General features: G+C 66.5%; 14 protein-coding genes. 9 read left to right on the top strand and 5 right to left on the bottom strand.

Annotation, left to right across the window (positions count from 1 at the left end):
• Positions 1-18: 18 nt before the first annotated feature.
• From ACL00U_RS16850 to ACL00U_RS16830, 5 genes are all read right to left on the bottom strand, one after another.
• Positions 19-981: a D-alanine--D-alanine ligase gene (locus ACL00U_RS16850; protein ID WP_412873670.1), complete on the bottom strand. Its 963-nt coding sequence runs from the start codon at positions 979-981 to the stop codon at positions 19-21.
• A 60-nt stretch (positions 982-1,041) separates the two neighbouring features.
• Positions 1,042-2,346, bottom strand: coding sequence for a PLP-dependent aminotransferase family protein (locus ACL00U_RS16845; protein ID WP_071249971.1), 1,305 nt, complete (start codon positions 2,344-2,346; stop codon positions 1,042-1,044).
• A gap of 150 nt (positions 2,347-2,496) precedes the next feature.
• On the bottom strand, positions 2,497-2,823 hold the full coding sequence (gene trxA / locus ACL00U_RS16840; RefSeq protein WP_017887828.1) for a thioredoxin: 327 nt from the start codon (positions 2,821-2,823) through the stop codon (positions 2,497-2,499).
• 66 nt (positions 2,824-2,889) lie between these two features.
• The gene (gene trxB, locus ACL00U_RS16835) at positions 2,890-3,888 is read right to left on the bottom strand and encodes a thioredoxin-disulfide reductase (protein ID WP_017887829.1); all 999 of its coding nucleotides are present in this window, start codon (positions 3,886-3,888) and stop codon (positions 2,890-2,892) included.
• A 94-nt stretch (positions 3,889-3,982) separates the two neighbouring features.
• Positions 3,983-8,110 carry a DUF6049 family protein gene (locus ACL00U_RS16830; RefSeq protein WP_412873669.1) on the bottom strand — a complete coding sequence of 1,376 codons (4,128 nt, stop codon included), beginning with the start codon at positions 8,108-8,110 and terminating at the stop codon, positions 3,983-3,985.
• Positions 8,111-8,243: 133 nt separating this feature from the next.
• Here ACL00U_RS16830 and ACL00U_RS16825 point away from each other — a divergent pair, with 133 nt between their 5' ends.
• From ACL00U_RS16825 to ACL00U_RS16785, 9 genes are all read left to right on the top strand, one after another.
• Positions 8,244-9,701, top strand: a complete 1,458-nt coding sequence (locus ACL00U_RS16825; RefSeq protein ID WP_194589903.1) for a CCA tRNA nucleotidyltransferase — start codon at positions 8,244-8,246, stop codon at positions 9,699-9,701.
• A 176-nt stretch (positions 9,702-9,877) separates the two neighbouring features.
• Complete coding sequence (rpsF, locus tag ACL00U_RS16820; RefSeq protein WP_056072707.1) at positions 9,878-10,267, top strand: 30S ribosomal protein S6; 390 nt, start codon at positions 9,878-9,880, stop codon at positions 10,265-10,267.
• A 3-nt stretch (positions 10,268-10,270) separates the two neighbouring features.
• Positions 10,271-10,840 (top strand): single-stranded DNA-binding protein, encoded by a 570-nt coding sequence (locus ACL00U_RS16815; RefSeq protein WP_017887833.1) that lies wholly within the window; start codon positions 10,271-10,273, stop codon positions 10,838-10,840.
• 100 nt (positions 10,841-10,940) lie between these two features.
• Complete coding sequence (gene rpsR, locus ACL00U_RS16810; RefSeq protein WP_017887834.1) at positions 10,941-11,198, top strand: 30S ribosomal protein S18; 258 nt, start codon at positions 10,941-10,943, stop codon at positions 11,196-11,198.
• 14 nt (positions 11,199-11,212) lie between these two features.
• A complete protein-coding gene (rplI, locus tag ACL00U_RS16805) occupies positions 11,213-11,665 on the top strand; it encodes a 50S ribosomal protein L9 (protein ID WP_017887835.1) in 453 nt (150 codons plus the stop codon).
• Positions 11,666-12,234: 569 nt separating this feature from the next.
• Entirely contained in the window at positions 12,235-13,599 is a 1,365-nt protein-coding gene (dnaB, locus tag ACL00U_RS16800) for a replicative DNA helicase (protein WP_031260130.1), read from the top strand.
• A 1,529-nt stretch (positions 13,600-15,128) separates the two neighbouring features.
• Positions 15,129-17,075 carry a type I restriction-modification system subunit M gene (locus ACL00U_RS16795; RefSeq protein WP_412873668.1) on the top strand — a complete coding sequence of 649 codons (1,947 nt, stop codon included), beginning with the start codon at positions 15,129-15,131 and terminating at the stop codon, positions 17,073-17,075.
• A 44-nt stretch (positions 17,076-17,119) separates the two neighbouring features.
• The gene (locus ACL00U_RS16790; RefSeq protein WP_412873667.1) at positions 17,120-18,316 is read left to right on the top strand and encodes a hypothetical protein; all 1,197 of its coding nucleotides are present in this window, start codon (positions 17,120-17,122) and stop codon (positions 18,314-18,316) included.
• 20 nt (positions 18,317-18,336) lie between these two features.
• Entirely contained in the window at positions 18,337-21,423 is a 3,087-nt protein-coding gene (locus ACL00U_RS16785) for a type I restriction endonuclease subunit R (protein WP_412873666.1), read from the top strand.
• The last annotated feature ends 54 nt before the right edge of the window (positions 21,424-21,477 follow it).

The following is a 21,477-nucleotide window of genomic DNA, read 5'->3' as shown; positions in this document are numbered from 1 at the left end:
AACATCGCGCGACACTGATCAGGCGCGGTGGTCCCGGATGGCCTGCTCGGCGAGCTCGGCGTAGGTCCAACCGAGGTCGAAGCCCGACGCCGAGAGCGCTTGCGGCAGCAAAGACGTCTCCGTGAGCCCGGGGAGCACGTTGGCCTCGAGGAACCACGGTGTTCCGGCGCCGTCGATGATCAGGTCAACGCGCGACAGGTGACGGAGTCCCAAGGCCGTGTGCGCGGCGACTGCTGCTTCTGCCGCTGCCGCCGCGAACTCGTCTGACAGCCGCGCCGGCGTGTAGAAGGTCGTCTCCCCCGCGTTGTAGCGAGCCTCGAAGCCGTAGATACCGTTGCGGGGCACGATCTCGACGGCGGAGAGGGCGACCGGGCCGTCACCGGTGTCGATGATCCCCACGGCCACCTCGGTGCCGCGGATGAGCTGCTCGACCACGACGTCGTCGCAGTACGTGTAGGCAGTGACCATAGCGCGTGGCAGGTCGTTGACGTCGTCGACGAGGGTCACGCCCTGGGCGCTCCCGCCACGTGCGGGCTTCACGGCGAGTGGCAATGGGTGTTCGGTGGCGATCGACTCGAGGACGCCGACGGCGCCGAGCTCACGGAAGACGTCGTGGGACAGTGTCACCGAACGAGGGGTCCGCACGCCGGCGCGGGCGACCAGTGCGGACGCCGTGGGCTTGTCCCATGCCAGCCGAGCCGAGGTCGAACGCGAGCCGACGAACGGGATGTCCACGGCCTCCAGGATGCCCCGCAGGGCCCCGTCTTCACCGGAGGCGCCGTGCAGCGCCGGCCACACGACGTCCGGGCGGGACTCCGCGAGGGCGGGCAACAGGAGTGCGTCGGCGTCGCGGAGATCGACCTGCCAGCCGTAGCCGGTCAGTGAGTCGGCGACCCGCCGACCGGATCGCAGGGAGACGTCCCGCTCGTGCGAGATGCCTCCGGCGACGACGACGACGTGACGACGGGTGAGCTCGGCCATGCGGGGTCCTCCGGTGTGGAACTGCGGTGCTGTGCGATCAGCGTCGCGCAAAAGTGCTGATCAGGAGATGTTCGGCGGCGGCGCGCTGACGGATGACGTCGCTCGGACCACCGTGTTGGGGCGCGTGGTCGGCCCGAAGGTCTCGATGAGTTCGAGCTCGTCGTTGACGACGTTCGCCAACCGCTTGACGCCGACGCGGATCTGCTCCGGCGTCGGGTAGCAGAACGACAGGCGGATGTGTCCACCGCCACGTCCGTCGGCGTAGAACGCCGTCCCCGGTGTGTAAGCGACGAGCTCCTTGACGGCACGCGGCAGCATGCCCTTGGAGTCGAGCGACTCCGGCAGCGTCAGCCAGACGAAGAAACCACCGTTCGGCTTGGTCCAGGACAGGTCGGGCAGGAACTCCCCCAGCGCGGACAGCATGGCGTCACGTCGCTCGGCGTAGATGCCTCGGAAGGTGTCGACCTGACCCTTCCAGTCCGCGGCGTCGAGGTAGGCGTTCACGACGTACTGGCCGAAGGAGTTGGGCGCGAGGACGGCCGACTCGTTGGCGAGCACGAGTTTCTCGCGGATCGCGTGCGGCGCGAGTGCCCAGCCGACGCGGAACCCGGGCGCGAGCGTCTTGGAGAAGGAGCCGAGGTACACGACGCCCTCTTCGTCGATCGAGCGGATGGCCTGGGGTGCCGGCTCGTCGAACCAGAGGAGTCCGTAGGGGTTGTCCTCGAGCACGAGGATGTTGTTCGACCGGCAGATGTCGAGCACCTCGATGCGTCGCTCTCGGCTCATCGTGACGCCGGCCGGGTTGTGGAAGTTCGGGATCGTGTAGAGGAACTTGATCCGCTTGCCCTGGGTGCGGAGGTTCGCGATCGCCTCACGCAGCGCCTCGGGGACCAACCCGAGCTCGTCGGTCGTCACGTGCACCGTCTCGGCCTGGTACGACCGGAAGACACCGATCGCACCGACGTAGGACGGCGACTCGGCGAGCACGACGTCGCCCGGATCGATGAACAGCCGCGTGACGAGGTCGAGCGCGTGCTGCGAGCCCGTGGTGACCACGACGTCCTCGGCGCTGGCGCGGATGCCCTCGAGGCTCATGACGTCCACGATGTGCTCGCGGAGGGAACGCAGGCCCTGTCCCCCGCCGTACTGGAGCGCCATGGCGGCGTGCTCGTTCATGACACGGTCCAGAGAGCCCGTGACGAGCTCCCTGGGGAGCGCGGAGACGAACGGCATGCCGCCGGCCAGCGAGACGACTTCGGGGCGCGAGGCGACGGCGAACAGGGCTCGGACCTCGGAGGCGCTCAGCCCGGCGGTGCGCTGGGCGTAGGAGTCGTACCAGGGGTCGAGGCTGTTGCCGTTCGTCATCGAGTGCTCCGTTCAGTGGGACATTCCCGCCACACTACGACATCGGCCCGGGGAACCCGGGTTCCGCGACGGGGCCGATCGGCATCCGGTGGCTCCGGACGAGAACGGCCCCGCTCTCCGGGGAGAGCGGGGCCGTTCGTGCGGGGCGACCTACGCGAGGAACTCGGCGAGGTCGGCCTCGAGCGCGGGCTTCGGCTTGGCGCCGATGACGGTCTTGACGACCTCGCCACCCTTGAAGACCTTCATCGCCGGGATCGACGTGATCTGGTAGTTCATGGCCGACTGGGGGTTGTCGTCCACGTTGAGCTTCACGATCTCGATCTTGCCGGCGTGCTCTTCGGCGATCTGGTCGAGGATCGGCGAGACGGCGCGACACGGGCCACACCACTCGGCCCAGAAGTCGACGAGGATCGTCTTGTCGGACTTGAGGACCTCGTCCGAGAAGGTGGCGTCGGTGACAGCCTTGGCGTTGGACATGTGTGCTCCTTCGAGAAGTCGTTCAGGGGGTACAACGGCGATGCCGTCGTGGTATTCCGAGACTGCTCAGGCCCGGGAGGCGATGACGTCGACCATGGCGGGTTCGGTCGGACCGACACCCTCGGCCTCGTTCGTCAGTTCGTCGTCGAGCTCGGCGAGGTACTTCTCGGCGTCGAGCGCGGCGACCGTACCCGAACCGGCGGCCGTGATGGCCTGGCGGTAGGTCGGGTCGATGACGTCACCGGCGGCGAAGACACCCGGCAGGTTGGTCTTCGACGAGCGGCCCTGGACAGCGATCGTGCCCTCGGGCGCGATGTCGATCTGGCCGTGGATCAGGTGCGTGCGCGGGTCGTTGCCGATCGCGATGAACAGGCCGTCCAGTGCGAGCTCGGACTCCTCACCCGTCACGGTGTCCGTGAGTGTGACGCCTTCGACCGCGGAGTCACCCGTGATGCCGGTGACCGCCTTGTTCCACGCGAACTCGATCTTCGGGTCGTTCATCGCGCGGTCCTGCATGATCTTCGAGGCACGCAGCGAGTCCTTGCGGTGGATGACCGTCACCTTGTCGGCGAAGCGGGTGAGGAACGTCGCCTCTTCCATCGCCGAGTCGCCACCGCCGACGACGGCGATGTTCTTCTGGCGGAAGAAGAAGCCGTCGCAGGTCGCGCACCACGAGACACCGTGGCCGGACAGGCGCTCTTCGTCGGGGAGACCGAGGTGGCGGTACGCCGAGCCGGTGGCGTAGATGACCGCGAGCGCCTCGTACGTCTCGCCCGAGCCGACGGTGACCTTCTTGACCTTGCCGGTCAGGTCGACGGAGACGGCGTCGTCGTACAGGACCTCGGCACCGAACTTCTCGGCCTGCTCCTGCATCTTGATCATGAGGTCGGGGCCCTGGATCCCCTCGGGGAAGCCGGGGAAGTTCTCGACCTCGGTCGTCTTGGTGAGTTCACCGCCCGTCTCGACACTGGAGGCGACGATGAGCGGCTTGAGCTCTGCGCGCGCTGCGTAGATGCCGGCGGTGAACCCGGCCGGACCGGAACCGATGATGATGAGCTGGCGCATGCCTGATTGCCCTTCCGTTGCGTCTGACCGGGTCAACCCATCGTACCGGCGTGGCATTCCGCACGGGCCGTGAGCGTGCGGTGCTCGGCTGGGATCAGCGGCCGAGCTTGCTGCGGAGCATCCGGACGGCGTTGCCGATCTCGCCGTTCTTCGCGACGACCAGGGCTCCGAAGTACACGGCGACCATCGCGGCGCCGGTGAGGACGATCGTGATGAGGGCCCCGGTGCGGTCGGACATCGCGAACCCGGACTCCGAGAAGGCACCGAAGAAGTTCACGACGAGGAGCCCGACGACGCCGGAGATGAGCGCCGCGATGACGAACTGGACGTGCGACCGGGTGATCACCGGCCCCTCGATGTGCCCCAGCCGCTTGCGGACGACCACGAGCGCGACGATCGTCTGCGCCGATCCGGCGATCGTGGTGCAGGCGGCGACACCGATGCCGATGACCGAGGTCGGGAACGTCGAGACCGCCAGGGCCCCGATGACGAAGAGCACCGACTGGATGCACTGCATGAGGAACGGGGTGCGGTGGTCGTGCATCGCCCAGAAGACGCGCTGGATGACGAACAGCATGCTGAACAGGACGAGACCCGGCATGTAGGCGACGAGCACGGCACCGACCTGCAGGGCGCTCTCGAACGTGCCCTCGTACAGGCGGCCGAACGGGACCGCGACGACGATCAGTGCCACCGAGGCGAAGACGGTGAACAGCCCGACGATGCGCAGGGACAGCGACAGGTTGCGGCGGACCGCGTCGAGGTCACCGCGCTCGGCGTCGTGGCTCATCCGGGTGAAGTACGCCGTCGCGATGGACACCGTGATGATCGAGTGCGGGAGCATGAAGATCAGCCAGGCGTTGCCGAGCACGGCGTTGCCCGGACCGTCGTCCCGTCCGAGCCACGCGACCTGCGACTGCACGATGCCGGCGATCTGGGTGACGAGGATCATCGCGAAGAGCCAGCCGGCAGCGGTCCCCGTGGACTTGAGGCCCACGCCGCGCCACCGGAAGTCGGGGCGGAACGACAGGCCGGCGCGCTTCCAGAAGAACGGCAGGAACGCTGCCTGGGCGAAGACACCGAGCGATGCGCTGCCGGCCAGGAGTGCGATCTTCGCCGGCGTCCACTGGTCGAGCTGGCTGCCGCTGGTGCCGTACAGGGCGATGAACACGACGAGGCCGCCGATGGCGATGACGTTGTTGAGCAGCGGCGCCCACGTGAACGGCCCGAAGACCTGCTTCGCGTTGAGGACCTCGCCGAGCAGCGAGTACATCGCGTAGAAGAGGATCTGCGGCAGGCACCAGAACGCGAAGGCGACGGCGAGGTCGGTCGCCTCGGGCCCGGAGCCGACCGATGAGCTCGTGTAGAACCGGACCAGCAACGGTGCGAACACCGTCGCCACGATCGCGATGACGACGAACACGGATCCACCGAGCGTCACGATCTTGTTGACGTACGCCTGGCCGCCGTCCGTGCCGGTCTTCATCGCGCGGACGATCTGCGGGATGAGCACGGCGGACAGCAGACCGCCGGCGATGAGCGCGTAGATGTTGTTCGGCAGCTGGTTCGCGACCGCGAACGCGTTGGCCGAGGGGCTCGCGTTCTGCCCGATCGCGTACGCGAGCACGAACGTCTTCGCGAAGCCGAGGATCCGGCTCACCATCGTGCCCGCCGCGAGCATCGCGCTCGCCCGGCCGAGACTGCGCTCGGCGACCGGCTCGGCGTCGACGTCGGGCTGGGGCTGGCTGGCGCTGATGGTCGGCTCCTCGGCGTCGCGGTCGTCCGCGACGGTGGTGCGTGCTGCGTCGGACGGGAGGCGCGGCTCGGCCCCGGCGCGCGCGATGGCGTCCTGCAGGGGGCCGTGGTCCACCCCCGTGGCCGGCGCCGTGGTCGACGTGGCGGCCGGCGTTCCTGCGGCCGCAGCGGCCGTGGACGCGGCCACGCTGGGTGCAGTGGCTGCTCCGGAGGGGCGATCCGTGCCTCCAGGCCGGGTCGTCGTCGCCTGCGCGCCCCCGACCGTCGGCTGGACCGCCAGGGGGCGGTTCGGGTCGTCGTCGTCCTCGTCGTCGAGTTCGCCGTTGCGGCGCCGGATGCGCTTGCGGATGCTGCGGAAGATGCCGAAGCCGAAGATGCCGATCAGGGCGATCGCAGCGACCGCGGTGATGACGGTCTCCCACTGCGCCTGCACGTTGAGCTCGACCGTGGCGGGCTGGGCGACGGCGACACCGGTCGGACTCGAGAGCGACATCGTCAGCTCGACCGTGCCGTTCGCGACCGACTGCACCGGGACGGTGGCACGCGTCGAGGAGTCCGGCTGGATCTCGACGACGATGTCGTTCCGGACGACCCGGAGCGCCGAGTTGGACGGCTGCACGGACAGGTGCACCGTGACCGGGTAGTCGGAGCTGTTCCGGATGGACACCGGCAGCGACGACCGGTCGCCGAGCAGGGTGAGACTGCTCGAGTCGACGATGCCGACCTCGGTCGTACTCTTCGCCCACGCGGCCGCTCGGGCCTCCACCGCGGCTGCGAGACCCTGGTCGTCATCGCGCCAGGCGTTCGAGGCGAGGGCGAGCAGGCGGAGCCGTGCCGGGGCCGTCAGCTGGTTCGGGTCGCCGAGGATCGTCGCGAACGCGGTGAGGCCCTGCTCCCCCCGCACGAGCTTCTGGAGCTGGTCGATGCGGGATTCGCCGGTGGACGCGCTGGCGAGCGTCAGTGACCCGGGTGTGGCGTCCGAGGCGGTGGAGAGGTCGGCGGGAGCGACCCACGGCGTGCCTTCGAGCGCGTCCAGCGCCTGGCTGAGCCGCGTGGAGTCGGACGGCCACTCGCGACCCAGGGTGAGCAGGATCGGGCCCGTCGCCGAGCCTTCACGGGCCGAGGTGGCCAGTGTCGCGGTGAGCTCGGACATCGTCGACGACCAGCTCTGGCGGTCGGGGGCGGTCGCTGCGCGGCGGAGCATCGACGACATCGACTGGTCGGAGACGAGCACGTGGTCGCCGCCGATCTTCTCGGACGCGGCGATCGTGGTGTCCGCGCCGGCCGAGGTGTTGCCGCTCGAGACGATGGTGGTCTTCGTGCCGGCTCGCCGGAGTGCGGGGAGGTCATCGGAGGACACCGTGCCGTCGGTCGGCCAGGCGATCGGGTCCATCGAGTAGGGGAAGTCGAGCAGGGACTCCGTGGTGGGCAGGGTCTCCTGCGCCTGGTCGGTCCCCGGGTCGGTCGTGGCGTCGTCCGGGGCCTGGGCGGGCGCCGGTGACGAGGTCTGCCCCGGGGTGGCGCTCGGCGTCGGCGCCGGGGTCTCGGCGCCGGGGAAGTTCTCGGCCTTGACGGACTCGTCGAGGGAGATCGGCGACAGGATGCCGTCGGACCCGGCCTGCCGGAGCCCGGTCACGTCCGCGTCGGCGTATGGCAACGCGAAGGTCTCGTTGCGCATGGCCTGCAGGCGTTGGAGCCAGCTGACCGCGCTCGAGGGGGCGTTCTCGCCGAGGATCCGGATCGAGGCGATGATCCGCGGGTCGACGGCCACGGCGACGTTGTGGTCTTCGGCCGCGTCGAGCTGCTGCGTGAGGGTGCCGTCCACCGAGGTCGCGGCGGCCAGCACGGCAGCGCTGAGGATGCCGTCGGTGGACTTCGGCACCGTGACGGGCATCGCCACGGACACGCTGACCGGAGCCTGCTCGAAGTCCGGGTACCAGGTGATCGCGGACCGGTCGACGGCGAAGGCGTCACCCGCCGTGTACTCCGCCGCGATGCGCCGGGCACCGAACGACGAGTACCCGCCGAGTGCCACGTTGCCGGAGACGATGTCGACCGAGTCGATCGTGACCGAACGGTGCGCCGGGACCGCCGGGATGTCCACGGAGTCCATCGGGGCGCCAAGGTAACCAGTTGTGGTGGTGTCGTTGAGCCAGCTCGCCAGGACGTCCCGGGTGCTCACCGAGCGGAAGATGTCGAACTCCGCGGTGCCCGCCGGCAGGGCTGCGTCGGTGTCGTTCGTGACGGTGACCGACAGGGTGAGGTCCTGGTCGCGCTGGACGATCCCCCGGTTCGCGGGGGCGATCGAGATGGTCGCCTTCCCCGCGTCGGCGGCGGCCGGGTCGGCGACGTGGCTCTTCGGTGCGGAGACCGTGGCGGCCGAGGCGAGGTCGGTGGTGACGGGCGCGACGACCAGGCCGAGCGCGACGAGGGTCGACGCGGCTGCGGCGAGCGTGGTGCGGAGCATCTGCATACGGGGAGCGGGCCACGGGGTCGGTTCGGGCCGAGCACGAGTGTATGAGGCGCGACCATGAACAGGACCCGTGCGCGCGCGGCTTGTGGAGAACTCGGGGCCTCGATCTGGGAGGATGAGCACCGTCATGCAGTCCGTTGCCCAGGCCGTCGAACGACTCGACGCACTCGCCACCACCGAGCCCGTCGACCTCCTCGCTCGGGCCTTCGCCGACGCCGGACACGAACTCGCCCTGGTCGGCGGGCCCGTCCGTGACGCGTTCCTCGGCCGTCCGGTGACCGACCTCGACTTCACGACCGACGCCCGGCCCGACGACATCCTGCGGATCGTCGAACCCATCGCGAGCGCCACGTGGGACGTCGGCCGCCAGTTCGGCACCATCGCCGCACGGGTCGCCGGCGAGCAGGTCGAGATCACCACGTACCGCAGCGACGTCTACGACGGCGAGACCCGCAAGCCCGAGGTCGCGTTCGGCGACACCATCGAGGACGACCTGCTCCGTCGCGACTTCACGGTGAACGCCATGGCGCTGCGGCTGCCGGCCCGCGAACTCGTCGACGTGCACGGCGGCGTCGAGGACCTGCTCGCCGCACGGCTCCGGACGCCACAGACCGCGGTCGTCTCGTTCCGCGACGACCCCCTGCGGATGATGCGCGCGGCCCGGTTCACGTCCCAGCTCGGGTTCACCGTCGACGACGACGTGCGCGCCGCGATGCAGGAGCTCGTCGCGTCGATTGACATCGTGTCCGCCGAGCGCGTGCGCGACGAGCTCGTCAAGCTCCTCAACACCAGCGACCCCGTCCCCGGCATCCGGCTGCTCGTCGACACCGGCCTCGCCGAGCGGTTCCTGCCGGAGCTGCCCGAGATGCGGCTCGAGGTCGACGAGCACCACCACCACAAGGACGTCTACGAGCACTCGCTCACCGTGCTCGAGCAGGCCATCGGGTACGAGGCCGAGCGGCACGCCGGCGATCCCCCGGACACCGTGCTCCGGCTCGCGGCGCTGCTGCACGACATCGGCAAGCCCGCGACGCGCAAGCTCGAGCCCGGCGGCGCCGTGAGCTTCCACCACCACGACCTGGTCGGCTCGAAGATGGCGAAGAAGCGACTCCGTGCGCTCCGCTTCGACAACGACACCATCGCCGCGGTGTCCCGGCTGATCGAGCTGCACCTGCGCTTCTTCGGGTACACCGAGGGCGCCTGGACCGACTCGGCCGTCCGCCGCTACGTCCGCGACGCCGGGGACCAGCTCGAGCGACTGCACGAGCTCACCCGCTCGGACGTGACCACCCGCAACCGCCGCAAGGCCGACCGGCTGGCGTTCGCGTACGACGACCTGGAGGAACGCATCCGGGTGCTGTCGGAACAAGAGGAACTCGAGTCGATCCGTCCGGACCTGACCGGCGACGACATCATGCGCATCCTCGACATCCCGCCGGGGCGTGCCGTGGGCGAGGCCTACCGGTTCCTGCTCGAGGCCCGGATGGACGAAGGACCCCTCGGCGAGGAGACCGCCGAGGAGCGCCTGCGCGCGTGGTGGGCCGCCCGGGGCGAGACCGGCGGCACCGGCGCCACCGGCACCTGAGACGCGACCGCCTGACGGGCGGAACCGTTCTCCACAGCCCGGTGGCGCGCCTCCAGGCAGTCCGGTAGGCTACGCAGGTTGCCCCACGCGCACCTGCGTGGTCTGGGGCACATGCATCAACCCTCCTGCCCCGGGAACCGCCCGGGGCCGCTGAGACCAGAGGAGGTGGGTTCCGCATGCACCAGTACGAACTGATGGCGATCCTCGACCCCGAGATCGATGAGCGCACCGTCGCTCCCAGCCTGGACAAGTTCCTGGCCGTGATCCGCAACGCGGGTGGCACCGTCGACAACGTGGACGTCTGGGGCCGTCGCCGGCTCGCGTACGAGATCGCGAAGAAGTCCGAGGGCATCTACGCCGTCGTCGACTTCACGTCGTCGCCCGAGGCCGCCAAGGAGCTCGACCGTCAGCTCGGTCTCTCCGAGGCCGTGCTCCGCACGAAGGTCCTCCGCGCTGAAGAGGGCATCGCGCAGGTCGCCGCCCAGAAGCAGCGTGACGAGGCACGGGCCGCCCGCAAGGCCGCCAACGCCTCCCAGGCCGCAACCGCGACCGCGAGCGCCGAGTAACCCGTGGCCGGCGAAACCGTCATCACGGTGGTGGGCAACCTCACCGCGGACCCCGAGCTGCGCTACACGCAGAACGGGCTCGCCGTGGCGAACTTCACCATCGCGTCGACCCCTCGCACGTTCGACCGTCAGGCGAACGAGTGGAAGGACGGCGACGCGCTGTTCCTCCGTGCGAGTGTGTGGCGCGAGTTCGCCGAGCACGTGGCGGGGTCGCTGACCAAGGGCTCGCGCGTCATCGCGCAGGGTCGTCTGCGTCAGCGTTCCTACCAGGACCGTGAGGGCCAGCAGCGCACGAGCATCGAGCTCGAGGTCGACGAGATCGGCCCGTCGCTCCGCTACGCGACCGCACAGATCACCCGCGCAGCGGGTGGCAGTGGCGGCGGTCGTGGCCAGGTCGGCGGCGGCGGCAACGCCCCCGCGGGCAACGGCGGCGGCAACTGGAACAACAACGGTGGCGCTCAGTCGGACGCGCCCTGGTCTCCCCAGGGCGGCCAGCAGGGTGGCGGCAACGCACAGTCGAACGACGTGTGGAGCACCCCCGGCGGCAACTTCGACGACGAGACCCCGTTCTGATCGGAGCACGCAGCGCCGCCTGACAGCGGCAACTGCGAGTTCCGGACTGACCCTCCCGGTTCCGACGGACACACAACTTTTCTTCTAAGGACAAATCACTATGGCTGGAAAGAGCACCGGCGACCGCCGGAAGCCTCGCGGCAAGGGCGGCAAGAACGCTGCTCCCGCGAAGTCGATCAAGGTCGGCGTCATCGACTACAAGGACGTTGCGACCCTTCGCAAGTTCATCTCGGAGCGTGGAAAGATCCGCGCCCGTCGCATCACCGGCGTCTCCGTCCAGGAGCAGCGCCTCATCGCCCGTGCCGTGAAGAACGCCCGTGAGATGGCGCTCCTCCCCTACGCCGGCTCCGGCCGCTGATCGGAGGTCGACACATGTCGAAGCTCATCCTCACCCACGAGGTCTCCGGCCTCGGTTCCGCTGGTGACGTCGTCGACGTCAAGAACGGCTACGCCCGCAACTACCTCATCCCCCAGGGCTTCGCTGTCGCGTGGTCCAAGGGCGGCGAGAAGCAGGTCGAGTCGATCCGTGCCGCGCGTACCGCGCGCGAGCTCGCCACCATCGAAGAGGCACAGGACCTCAAGATGAAGCTCGAGAACGCGACCATCACCCTGTCGGTCAAGGCCGGCAAGGACGGTCGTCTGTTCGGCTCCGTCCGTCCGGGCGACGTCGCTGACGCCGTTCAGGCGCAGGGCGTCGGCTCGCTCGACAAGCGCAAGGTCGAGGTCCCCGCGACCATCAAGACCGTCGGTGACCACGAGGCGACCGTGCGCCTGCGCGAGGACATCACTGCCGTGATCTCGCTCCAGGTCGTCGCTGCCAAGTAGCACCGACGTTCCGCTCCACGACGGGCGGGTCTCCTCCGGGAGGCCCGCCCGTCGTTGTGTTCCCGGGGCGGTCGCGCGGCTTGTCGTACGGCTGTCGCCGAGACGGTCGCCAGACTGGAGGCGCGGCTCGACTCGGCCTGGCTGGTTACGGTTCAGACGGGGTCACGTTGGCTGGGAGCGGGCCGAGAACTCTTCCCACAGGAGGGGTGCTTGTCAAGTCGTTTTACACAGTGGAAACGTGTCAAATCGGAACCTTCAAGGGGTAGTTGAACCCCACTTTTCCACACACCGTGTGCAACACAAAAGCCCAGGTCAAGCGGTCGAAAGTGTGTTCGTACGGGCCTTTTTCCACAGGCTCCTCCACAGTTGTCCACACAGCAGTCCGGCGTGTTCCGCAGCCTCTCCACAGAGTTATCCACAGGGCCGTTTGTTGGGGATAACTCTCGGGCCGTACCTTGGGCCAGCGACTCGGGGATGTCGGTCGCCGGGGGTAGAAACAGGGGTGCGGGTTCCGGCCGGTGGGTGCTGACCCGCCGCTTCCGGTCCGTGTCGTCAACAGAGGAGAGCGTGTGTCGATCGCACATCTTGAGCCCGCACCGCAGGACTACGCGGAGCGCGGCATGGAACGCACCCCGCCGCACGACATGCTCGCGGAGCAGTCGACCATCGGCGGCATGCTCCTGTCGAAGGACGCCGTCGCCGACGTCATCGAGACCGCACGCGGCGTGGACTTCTACGTCCCCAAGCACGAGGTCATCTTCGACGCGATCCTGTCGCTCTACTCGCACGGTGAACCCACCGACGTCATCGCCGTCACCGACGAGCTGACCAAGACCGGCCTGCTGTCCCGTGCCGGCGGCGCCGAGTACCTGCACAGCGTCACGAGCATGGTGCCGACCGCCGCGAACGCCGGCTACTACGCCGGCATCGTCGCCGAGAAGGCCGTGCTCCGTCGGCTGGTCGACGCCGGCACCCGCATCGTCCAGATGGGCTACGCGTCGGAAGGTGAGGTCACCGACCTCGTCAACAGCGCCCAGGCTGAGGTCTACAACGTCGCCGGTGGCGTGCAGACCGAGGACTACGTCCCGCTGACCGACGCCATCTCCGCCGCCCTCGACGAGATCGAGGCCGCCAAGGGCCGCGACGGCCAGATGACCGGCGTGCCGACCGGGTTCGCGCAGCTCGACGGCCTGACCAACGGCTTCCACCCCGGACAGCTCATCATCGTCGCCGCCCGCCCTGCGCTGGGCAAGTCGACGCTCGCGCTCGACCTGTGCCGCGCCGCCGCGATCAAGCACGACCAGACCGCCGCGTTCTTCTCGCTCGAGATGGGCCGCGCCGAGATCGCCATGCGTCTGCTCTCCGCCGAGACCAGCGTGCCGCTGCAGAACATGCGCAAGGGCACCGTGGACTCCCGCGACTGGACCACCATCGCGCAGACCCGCGGTCGCATCAACGACGCCCCGTTCTTCATCGACGACTCCCCCAACATGACGCTCGTCGAGATCCGCGCCAAGTGCCGTCGACTCAAGCAGCAGCACAACCTGAAGCTCGTGGTCATCGACTACCTGCAGCTGATGACCTCGGGCAAGAAGGTCGAGAGCCGCCAGCAAGAGGTCTCCGAGTTCTCGCGTGCCCTGAAGCTGATGGCCAAGGAGCTCCAGGTGCCCGTCATCGCCCTGTCGCAGCTGAACCGTGGGCCCGAGCAGCGTGCCGACAAGAAGCCCGCGATCTCCGACCTGCGTGAGTCCGGCTCCATCGAGCAGGACGCTGACATGGTCATCCTGCTGCACCGTGAGTCGGCGTACGAGAAGGACAACCCACGTCAGGGTGAGGCGGACCTGATCGTGGCGAAGCACCGTAACGGGCCGACGGACACCATCACCGTGGCGTTCCACGGGATGTTCTCGCGGTTCGTCGACATGCCGCAGTAGGCGCCTGTCGTTGTCGGTGTCCCAGCTAGATGGTCTCTCCGCCTAGGAGATGGTCCCTTCCGGTGAGACTGACCATCTGCAAGGCGGACGATGACCCGATGATCGGATCGACATCATGAGGTTCCTGCCCTACCTACCCGCGCCGGCGTCTGGGCCGTTCACTGGAGCACCCAGGACCTTCGCCCTCGGCCCCGAGCCTCGACGTCGACGTACCCCGAACCCCTGGGCGGATTTCGAAGCGTGGTGTGCGCGGCGCGGGATCAGCTCGTTGCCCGCCTCGGGCCCGGTTGTTGCTAGTTATCTACTCGATCGGTCCCGGGAAATCGATGACTCAGGCGCACTCGCTCATTCGCCTGGTCGACTTCAAAGTTGGATCGGTGCCATCGATGCAAAACACGTGGAAGCAGACCTTCCGCGAGTAAGACTTGCTCCGCCGGTGCCGGCCGTTCTCTCCACCCTCATCCGGTACCGAGACCGCAAGGCGGAGTGTCAGTCCTTCCGGGCGGTGCGCGCGCTGGAAGCTGTGCTCGAGGCTATCGAGTTCTCTCTCAAGGGAGCAGAGAAGGACCGCGCCCGGGCGTTGCTTCTGATCGGAGCAGTCGGAGGATTGACATACGCGAGCCTTGAGGCCCTACGAGTCGGCGATGTGCTTGCGGACCCCGGGGACGGCCTTCGAGTTTCGACTTCCTCCGCTGACACCATTTGGATCCCGGTGACCCGGCAGGCCGAATTGTGCCCCGCATGTGCTTTCGTCAGGTGGTGCGCCCACATTGCGCCCCGGAAAGAGCCGGTGGCGAATGCCGGGCAGTTCGGTCATGTCTGCTTAGTTGCCGCCATCTCGTCGCCGGCCGGGCTAGAGAAGTCCCCCTTGTTCCGTCAGTTAGGGACGAGACACGTGGAGGCTCTCATGGTTCGGGATGTTACGTCGATCCTCGACGAGGTGCTGCAACGTGCCGGTCAGAGTCGGGGCGAGTTGGACGGTCTTCGTGACGAGCTACTGATGGCTGACATCGTCTCATCTTTGTAACCACCCGCGAACAGTCCGTCGTCGCACGCCCCCGCAGCACCATCACAGTGACGATTTGGGGGATGTTTTCGCGAACCGCGAACCGCGAACCGCGAACCGTCGTCCGCCAGCTAACTTGTCCAACTGCCAGGCAACGTGTCTGAAATACGCACGTGGACACGTTGTTTGGCAGTAGGGTCGGCTGACGGGCTCCAAATGGGTTGGACCACCCTGGTCTTTTGAGCGAAAGGGTTCTGGGTCGTCCCTCCTGAACGAGCGTTAGTAGGGGCCGCGCAGGACCACCGCTCGCGATCCTGCGCCGATGCCCACCACTTGGCTCAGCTACTGACGGAGCGTCACTGAGGCCTACCCCTCACGATCGGCCCTGTCGTCGCTGAGGCAATGCGCCATCGATCGCGGGAGCCGGGCGATGCATGCCTGTCGGCTCCTATGGACCAAGATGGGAGCGTTCGCGGCACTGGTGCCGCTCGTCAGTTGCCCCACATCAGGAGTGCCACCTTTGGTGAATCACGTCGCCTTCATCTGGAACATCGCCGAGTCTCTTCGCGGCCCGTTCAAGCCCTCCGAGTACGGGTCAGTCGTTCTCCCGTTCACGGTGCTCCGCCGACTCGACGCCGTACTGGCCGACACAAAGCCCGCCGTCCTTCAGACAGCCAAGGCAATCGGATCGCTCCCCGAGATGCTGCAGACCGTCACGCTCACCGAAGCATCAGGTCACGAGTTCTACAACACGTCCCCCTTCGACCTCGGGAAGCTCGTCGCCGACCCGCAGGACCTCCGAGCGAACCTCGCCTCGTATCTGGCCGGATTCTCTCCGAACGTGCGGGACATCTTCGACCGGTTCGAGTTCGACAAGACGCTGAACAAGTTGGCCGAGAAGAACAAGCTGTTCGCGGTCACGGATAAGTTCGCGCAGGCCGACTTCCACCCCCGCACGGTCAGCAACATTCAGATGGGACTCGTGTTCGAGGAGCTCATCCGGTTCGCCAACGAGAAGTCGAACGAGACCGCCGGCGACCACTACACGCCCCGTGAGGTGATCGCGCTGATGGTGCAGCTGCTGTTCGCGCTCGACGACGATGCCCTGTCCAAGTCGGGGGTGGTTCGGTCCATCTACGATCCGACCGCCGGCACTGGAGGGATGTTGTCCGTCGCAGACGAGTACCTGCGCAGAATGAACCCGGGCATCCAGCTCAGCCTGTACGGGCAGGACTACAACGACGCCTCCTACGCAATCTGCAAGGCCGACATGGTCATCAAGGGCCAGGACGTCGACAACATCGCCCTCGGCGACACCCTCACTGAGGACGCCTTCGACGACAAGAAGTTCGACTACGGCCTGTCCAACCCGCCGTTCGGCGTCGACTGGAAAGACCAGCGTGCCGCCGTTGACGACGAGCACACCAAGCTCGGCTTCAACGGACGATTCGGCCCCGGCACCCCCGCTGTCAGCGACGGGGCCATGCTGTTCCTGCTGCACCTGGTGTCGAAGATGCGCAAGCCCGAAGATGGCGGCTCCCGCATGGCGATCGTCCTCAACGGATCCCCGCTGTTCTCCGGCGGCGCAGGCGGCGGAGAATCGAACATCCGCAAGTGGCTGCTCGACAACGACCTCGTCGAAGCAATCATCGGGCTGCCGAAAGACATGTTCTACAACACGGGCATCTCCACCTACATCTGGGTCCTCACCAACCGCAAGGACGCTCACCGCAAGGGCCTGGTGCAGCTCATCGACGGCCGCGACATGTTCACCAAGCTCCGCAAAGGCCTCGGGTCCAAGCGCAATGAGCTCTCGCCGCAGAACATTGAGACGATCGTCGGCCTCTACGCCGGATTCGCGGATGGCGGGGACTCGAAGATCTTCCGCAACGAGGACTTCCTCTACCGCACTATCACCGTCGAGCGCCCTCTAAAGCTCAACTGGCACGCCACTCCCGAAAGCATCGACGCCGTCCTCCGAGCGAAGGCTGTTCAGAAGCTGAGCGAGTCGGATGCGGCAGCGCTGCGTGGCGCGCTCGACCGGCTGGGCACCGACACGGTGTGGAAGAACCGCACGGCATTCCACAAGGCGCTGAAGGACGCCGCGAAAGCCGAAGGCCTCACCCTCCCCGCACCGCTGCTCAAGTCCGTGACCACCGAGCTCGGCGAGCAGGATGACAGCGCCGACATCTGCACCGACACCAAGGGAAACCCGGAACCGGATGCCGCGCTCCGCGACACTGAGAACGTGCCGTGGGATGAGGATGTGGACGCCTACTTCGCCCGCGAGGTGCTTCACTACGCGCCCAATGCTTGGGTCGACCACGCCAAGACCAGAGAGGGCGCGGAGATCCCATTCACCCGGCACTTCTACCAGTACGGACCGCCTCGTCCACTTGAAGAAATCGACCGCGACCTCGACGCCGTCATGGATGAACTCCGAGTGATGCTCGTCGAGGTCGAGCGGTGATAGACACAAGCGCTCCTCTGTCCAGCGAAGCGTGGATCGGCGTCGTGCCCAAAGACTGGAGCGTGGAGCCGCTCGGCCGCTGGTTCAGAGAACGAAAAACTACGGTAAGTGACGCCGACTTCGCGCCTCTCTCCGTCACCATGCAGGGAATCGTCCCCCAGCTCGACAACGTGGCAAAGACCGACAACAACGCGAACCGGAAGCTCGTTCTCGCGGGGGATTTTGCCATCAACAGCCGCTCCGACCGCAAGGGCTCGGCTGGCGTGTCTGGACTGGATGGCAGCGTCTCAGTGATCACGACAGTGCTGCAACCATGCGGTCTGAACGCAAGGTTCAGCCATCACCTGCTTCGGAGCCGCCCCTTTCAGGAGGAGTTCTACCGATGGGGCCACGGGATCGTTGACGACCTCTGGAGTACCAAGTGGTCCGACATGAAATCCATCAAGATCCCAGTGCCCCCTGAGCCCGAGCAGCGGGCGATCGCGGACTATCTTGATCGGGAGACGGCGCAGATCGACGCGTTCATCGCGAAGAACGAGGAACTCATCACCCTCCTCACCGAACGCCGCAGTGCAGAGATAGAGCTTGCCGTGGCACCACGAGAGTTGCCGGCGACGTGGGACTCGGTTCAGATACGTCGGCTCGGTCCAAAGAGTCAGTCTGGCGTCAGCGTCAACGGATTTTCGGTCCCTGCGGAGGGCGACGAGATTGGAGTCCTGAAGACCGGGGCGGTCTCCAAGGGCTTCTTCGACCCGGCTGAGAACAAGCGGGTCGTTCCGGAAGACCTGGGTCGAGTGGCGGCCGCGGTTCGCGGTGGGTCGCTGATTGTGAACCGCGCGAACACGCCGGAGCTCGTTGGTAGCGCCGCTCTCGTCGCCGAGAACCATCCCACGTTGTACCTTTCAGACAAGCTGTGGCAGGTTACATTCGAGTCGGCGAATGCCGCTTACATGCACTACTGGACAAAAACGGACGCTTATCGGTCGCAACTCCGAGGAATGAGCGTTGGTGCGAGCCTAAGCATGCAGAATCTCAGCTATGGAGATTTCTTATCGGTGAGGGTTTCGGTTCCTCCGATGCGAGAGCAGGCTGAACTCGTTGCGCGCCTGGACCAAGCCCTCGGGGAGATAAATCGCGCAATAGACGCTGCGCGACGAGGTAGCAACCTGGCAGGCGAGCGCCGGGCTGCGCTCATTGCGGCCGCTGTGACAGGGAAGATCAACGTTGGGGTGAAGTTGTGAGTGGGGTTGCGGGGGCACATTTGGAGTCGGTCCTGGAGGAGGAGATTGCCGAGCATCTTGCGGCAAACGGTTGGCTTTACTCGCCGACCGGCGAGGGGTACGACCGTGAACTCGCCCTCTTTCCCGAGGATGTGCTCGGTTGGTTGGAGGAGTCGCAGTCAGCCGAGTTCACGAAGGTTGTTCGGCCGCAGGACACCGATGATCAGCAGGGGGCCGCTCGTCGCAGCATCTTGCATCGTCTGGCGAAGTCACTGGATTTGGATCCGTTGAAAAACGGGGGAACGATCCGGATCCTGCACGATGGCTTCTCGATGGTGCCGCTGCAAGGGGGTGCGGTGAAGTTCCGGTTGGCGCAGTTCCGGCCGGCGACTACGCAGAACCCGGATACCCTCGACGCGTACGCGAAAATGCGGGTGCGGGTGGTGCGTCAGGTGCACTATTCGGTGAAGCATCCGAACAAGGCGTTGGACCTGGTGCTCTTCGTGAACGGTATCCCGGTCGCGACGGTCGAGTTGAAGACGGACTTCACGCAGCAGATCGTGAACGCGATCGATCAGTATCGGTTCGACCGGTCGCCAGCGGGCGAGCCGTTGTTCGGGTTTGCGAAGCGATCGCTCGTGCACTTCGTGGTGTCCAACTCCGAAGTGCGGATGACGACCAAGCTTGCCGGTGCTGCGACTCGGTTCCTGCCCTTCAACAAGGGCGCGGACGAGGGGGCAGGGAACCCGGTGAACCCGCACGGGTCGGCGTCCTCTTACTTCTGGCATGAGGTCCTCCAGCGCGACACCTGGCTGCAACTATTGGGGACCTTCGTGCACCTGCAGGTCGAGACAGAAGTCGACCCGGACACAGGGAAGAAGACAAGAACGCAAAAGGTGCTGTTCCCCCGCTACCACCAGTGGCGGGCCGTAACCCGACTTGTTGAGGCGGCGCGGACCGAGGGGGCAGGGAACCGTTACCTTGTTCAGCACTCGGCGGGGTCGGGGAAGACGAACTCGATCTCATGGCTCGCCCACCGCCTCTCTCAACTGCACGACGACGAGAACCAGCGAGTGTTCGACACGGTGGTCGTGGTCAGCGACCGCACCGTGCTGGACAAGCAGCTGCAGGACGCGATCGCACAGTTCGAGAAGCAGGCCGGGGTAGTCCAGTCCATCACGAAGGATGGAGGCGAGTCGAAGTCGAAGCAGCTCGCCGCGGCGCTCACGGGTGGTAAGAACATCGTGATCGTGACGATCCAGTCGTTCGAGGCGTTGATTACCGCGATCCAAACCCTGCCTGAGCTGAAGGGGCGCCGCTTCGCGATCATCGCTGACGAGGCCCACTCGTCGCAGACCGGGTCAACGGCGGGAGCGTTGACGAAGGTCCTTTCTCCGGACGAGCAGGCCGCAGTATCCCAAGGTGCGCCGATCGATTCGGACGCGTACCTCCAGTGGGCGATGGCGGTGACCGCGTCCGCACCGAACCTTTCCTACTTCGCGTTCACCGCTACCCCGAAAGCGAAGACGCTGGAGCTGTTCGGGCGAGTGCCGGAGGGTGCGGCCCCGGATGCGACGCCGGAGCCGTTCGACCTGTACTCGATGCAGCAGGCGATCGAGGAGGGCTTCATCCTGGACGTGTTGCAGAACTACACCCCGTACAAGGTGGCATGGAAGCTGCAGCATCCCGACGGCGACTACGACGGCGCCGGTGAGGTCGACGAGTCAACAGCGGTGAAGGCGCTCGTTCGATACGTGCGGCTGCATCCGACGAACATCAGTCAGAAGGCCAAGATCGTCGTCGACCACTTCCGCACCTTCGCGCAGCCGCTGCTGAACGGCAAGGCGAAGGCGATGGTCGTCACCGGGTCCCGGCTCGAGGCCGTGCGTTGGAAGAAGTACCTCGACAGCTACATCACCGATGCGAGCGTGCTCGGGGTGCGGTCTCTGGTGGCGTTCTCCGGCACGGTCGAAGACTCCGACGATGTCGGTGAGGGGCTGACGGAGCGAACCCAGAACCCTGGGGTGCAGTCAGACCTCGCTGAGGCGTTCAAGCCCGCCACCTACAACGTGATGATTGTTGCCGAGAAGTTCCAAACCGGCTTCGATCAGCCCCGCCTGGTCGCGATGTACGTCGACAAGAAGCTCGGCGGGGTGCAAGCCGTGCAGACCCTGTCCCGGCTGAACCGCACACACCCGGGTAAGAACAAGACGTTCGTCCTCGACTTCGTCAACGACCCGAAGGAGATACTGGACGCGTTCCTGCCGTACTACCGGAAGGCGACCCTCACCGCGACGACCGATGCGAACCTAATCTACGACCTCGCGACCAAGCTCGACTCGGCCGGGATCTACGACATGACCGAGGTGGAGCAGGCGTTCGACGCTGCATTCACTGGCGGGCTCAATGTCAATTCAAAGGTGTCCGCTGCGACCGCTCCGGCAGTGAATCGGTTCCAGAAGCGGTGGGTCGCGGCGGTGCTCGACGACGACAAGGACGAACAGGACGAACTTCGACTGTTCAAGGCGGACGTGGGGAACTACGTGAAGTTCTACGACTTCATCTCCCAAGCCCGCAACCTGGAAGATACCGACCTACCCCGCCGGCACTACTTCTTCCGCCGCATCCTCCCGCAACTCTCGACCGCGACGATCCTAGAACCAGTCGACATCTCGGACGTGTCACTTGTGGGCTACAAGATCCGCGCTGGCGACGCAGTGAAGCTGAACCTCGAGCAGGGGTCCGGACTGGATCCGATCACCGCGATCGGGTCGGGCGCGATCCACGAGAAGCATCGCAGCGCCCTCGAGGAGATCATCCAGAAACTCAACGAACGCCTCGGCGATAAGTATGGCGTTGGCGTCATCGATCTCCAGATGAACCACATCGTCGGCAAGCTTGCGCTCGATGAGGACCTCAAGGGTCAGGCGTCGGTGAACACGGCGCAGCAGTTCGCGGAGTCCCCGGCCCTTCCGAAGGCGTTCACGAAGGCGCTACTCGGGGTGCGGGACGAGACTCCAGCGTTCATCGACGACCTCTTCACCGACAGCGGCCTGTTCGGCGAGCTCGGGAAGGCGCTGCCGGCAATGCTGTACGAGTACTTGAAGAGCCCACCCACGGCGGAATGAGTGCAGGACATCAGTGACTGAAGTTTCACCAACGGGCCAGTCCTCGATGGGAGA

Source organism: Curtobacterium poinsettiae, from assembly GCF_047226435.1.
Lineage (GTDB): Bacteria > Actinomycetota > Actinomycetes > Actinomycetales > Microbacteriaceae > Curtobacterium > Curtobacterium poinsettiae.
Note: the sequence above shows the minus strand (reverse complement) of the source record. Positions and strands in the feature narration are given on the sequence as shown.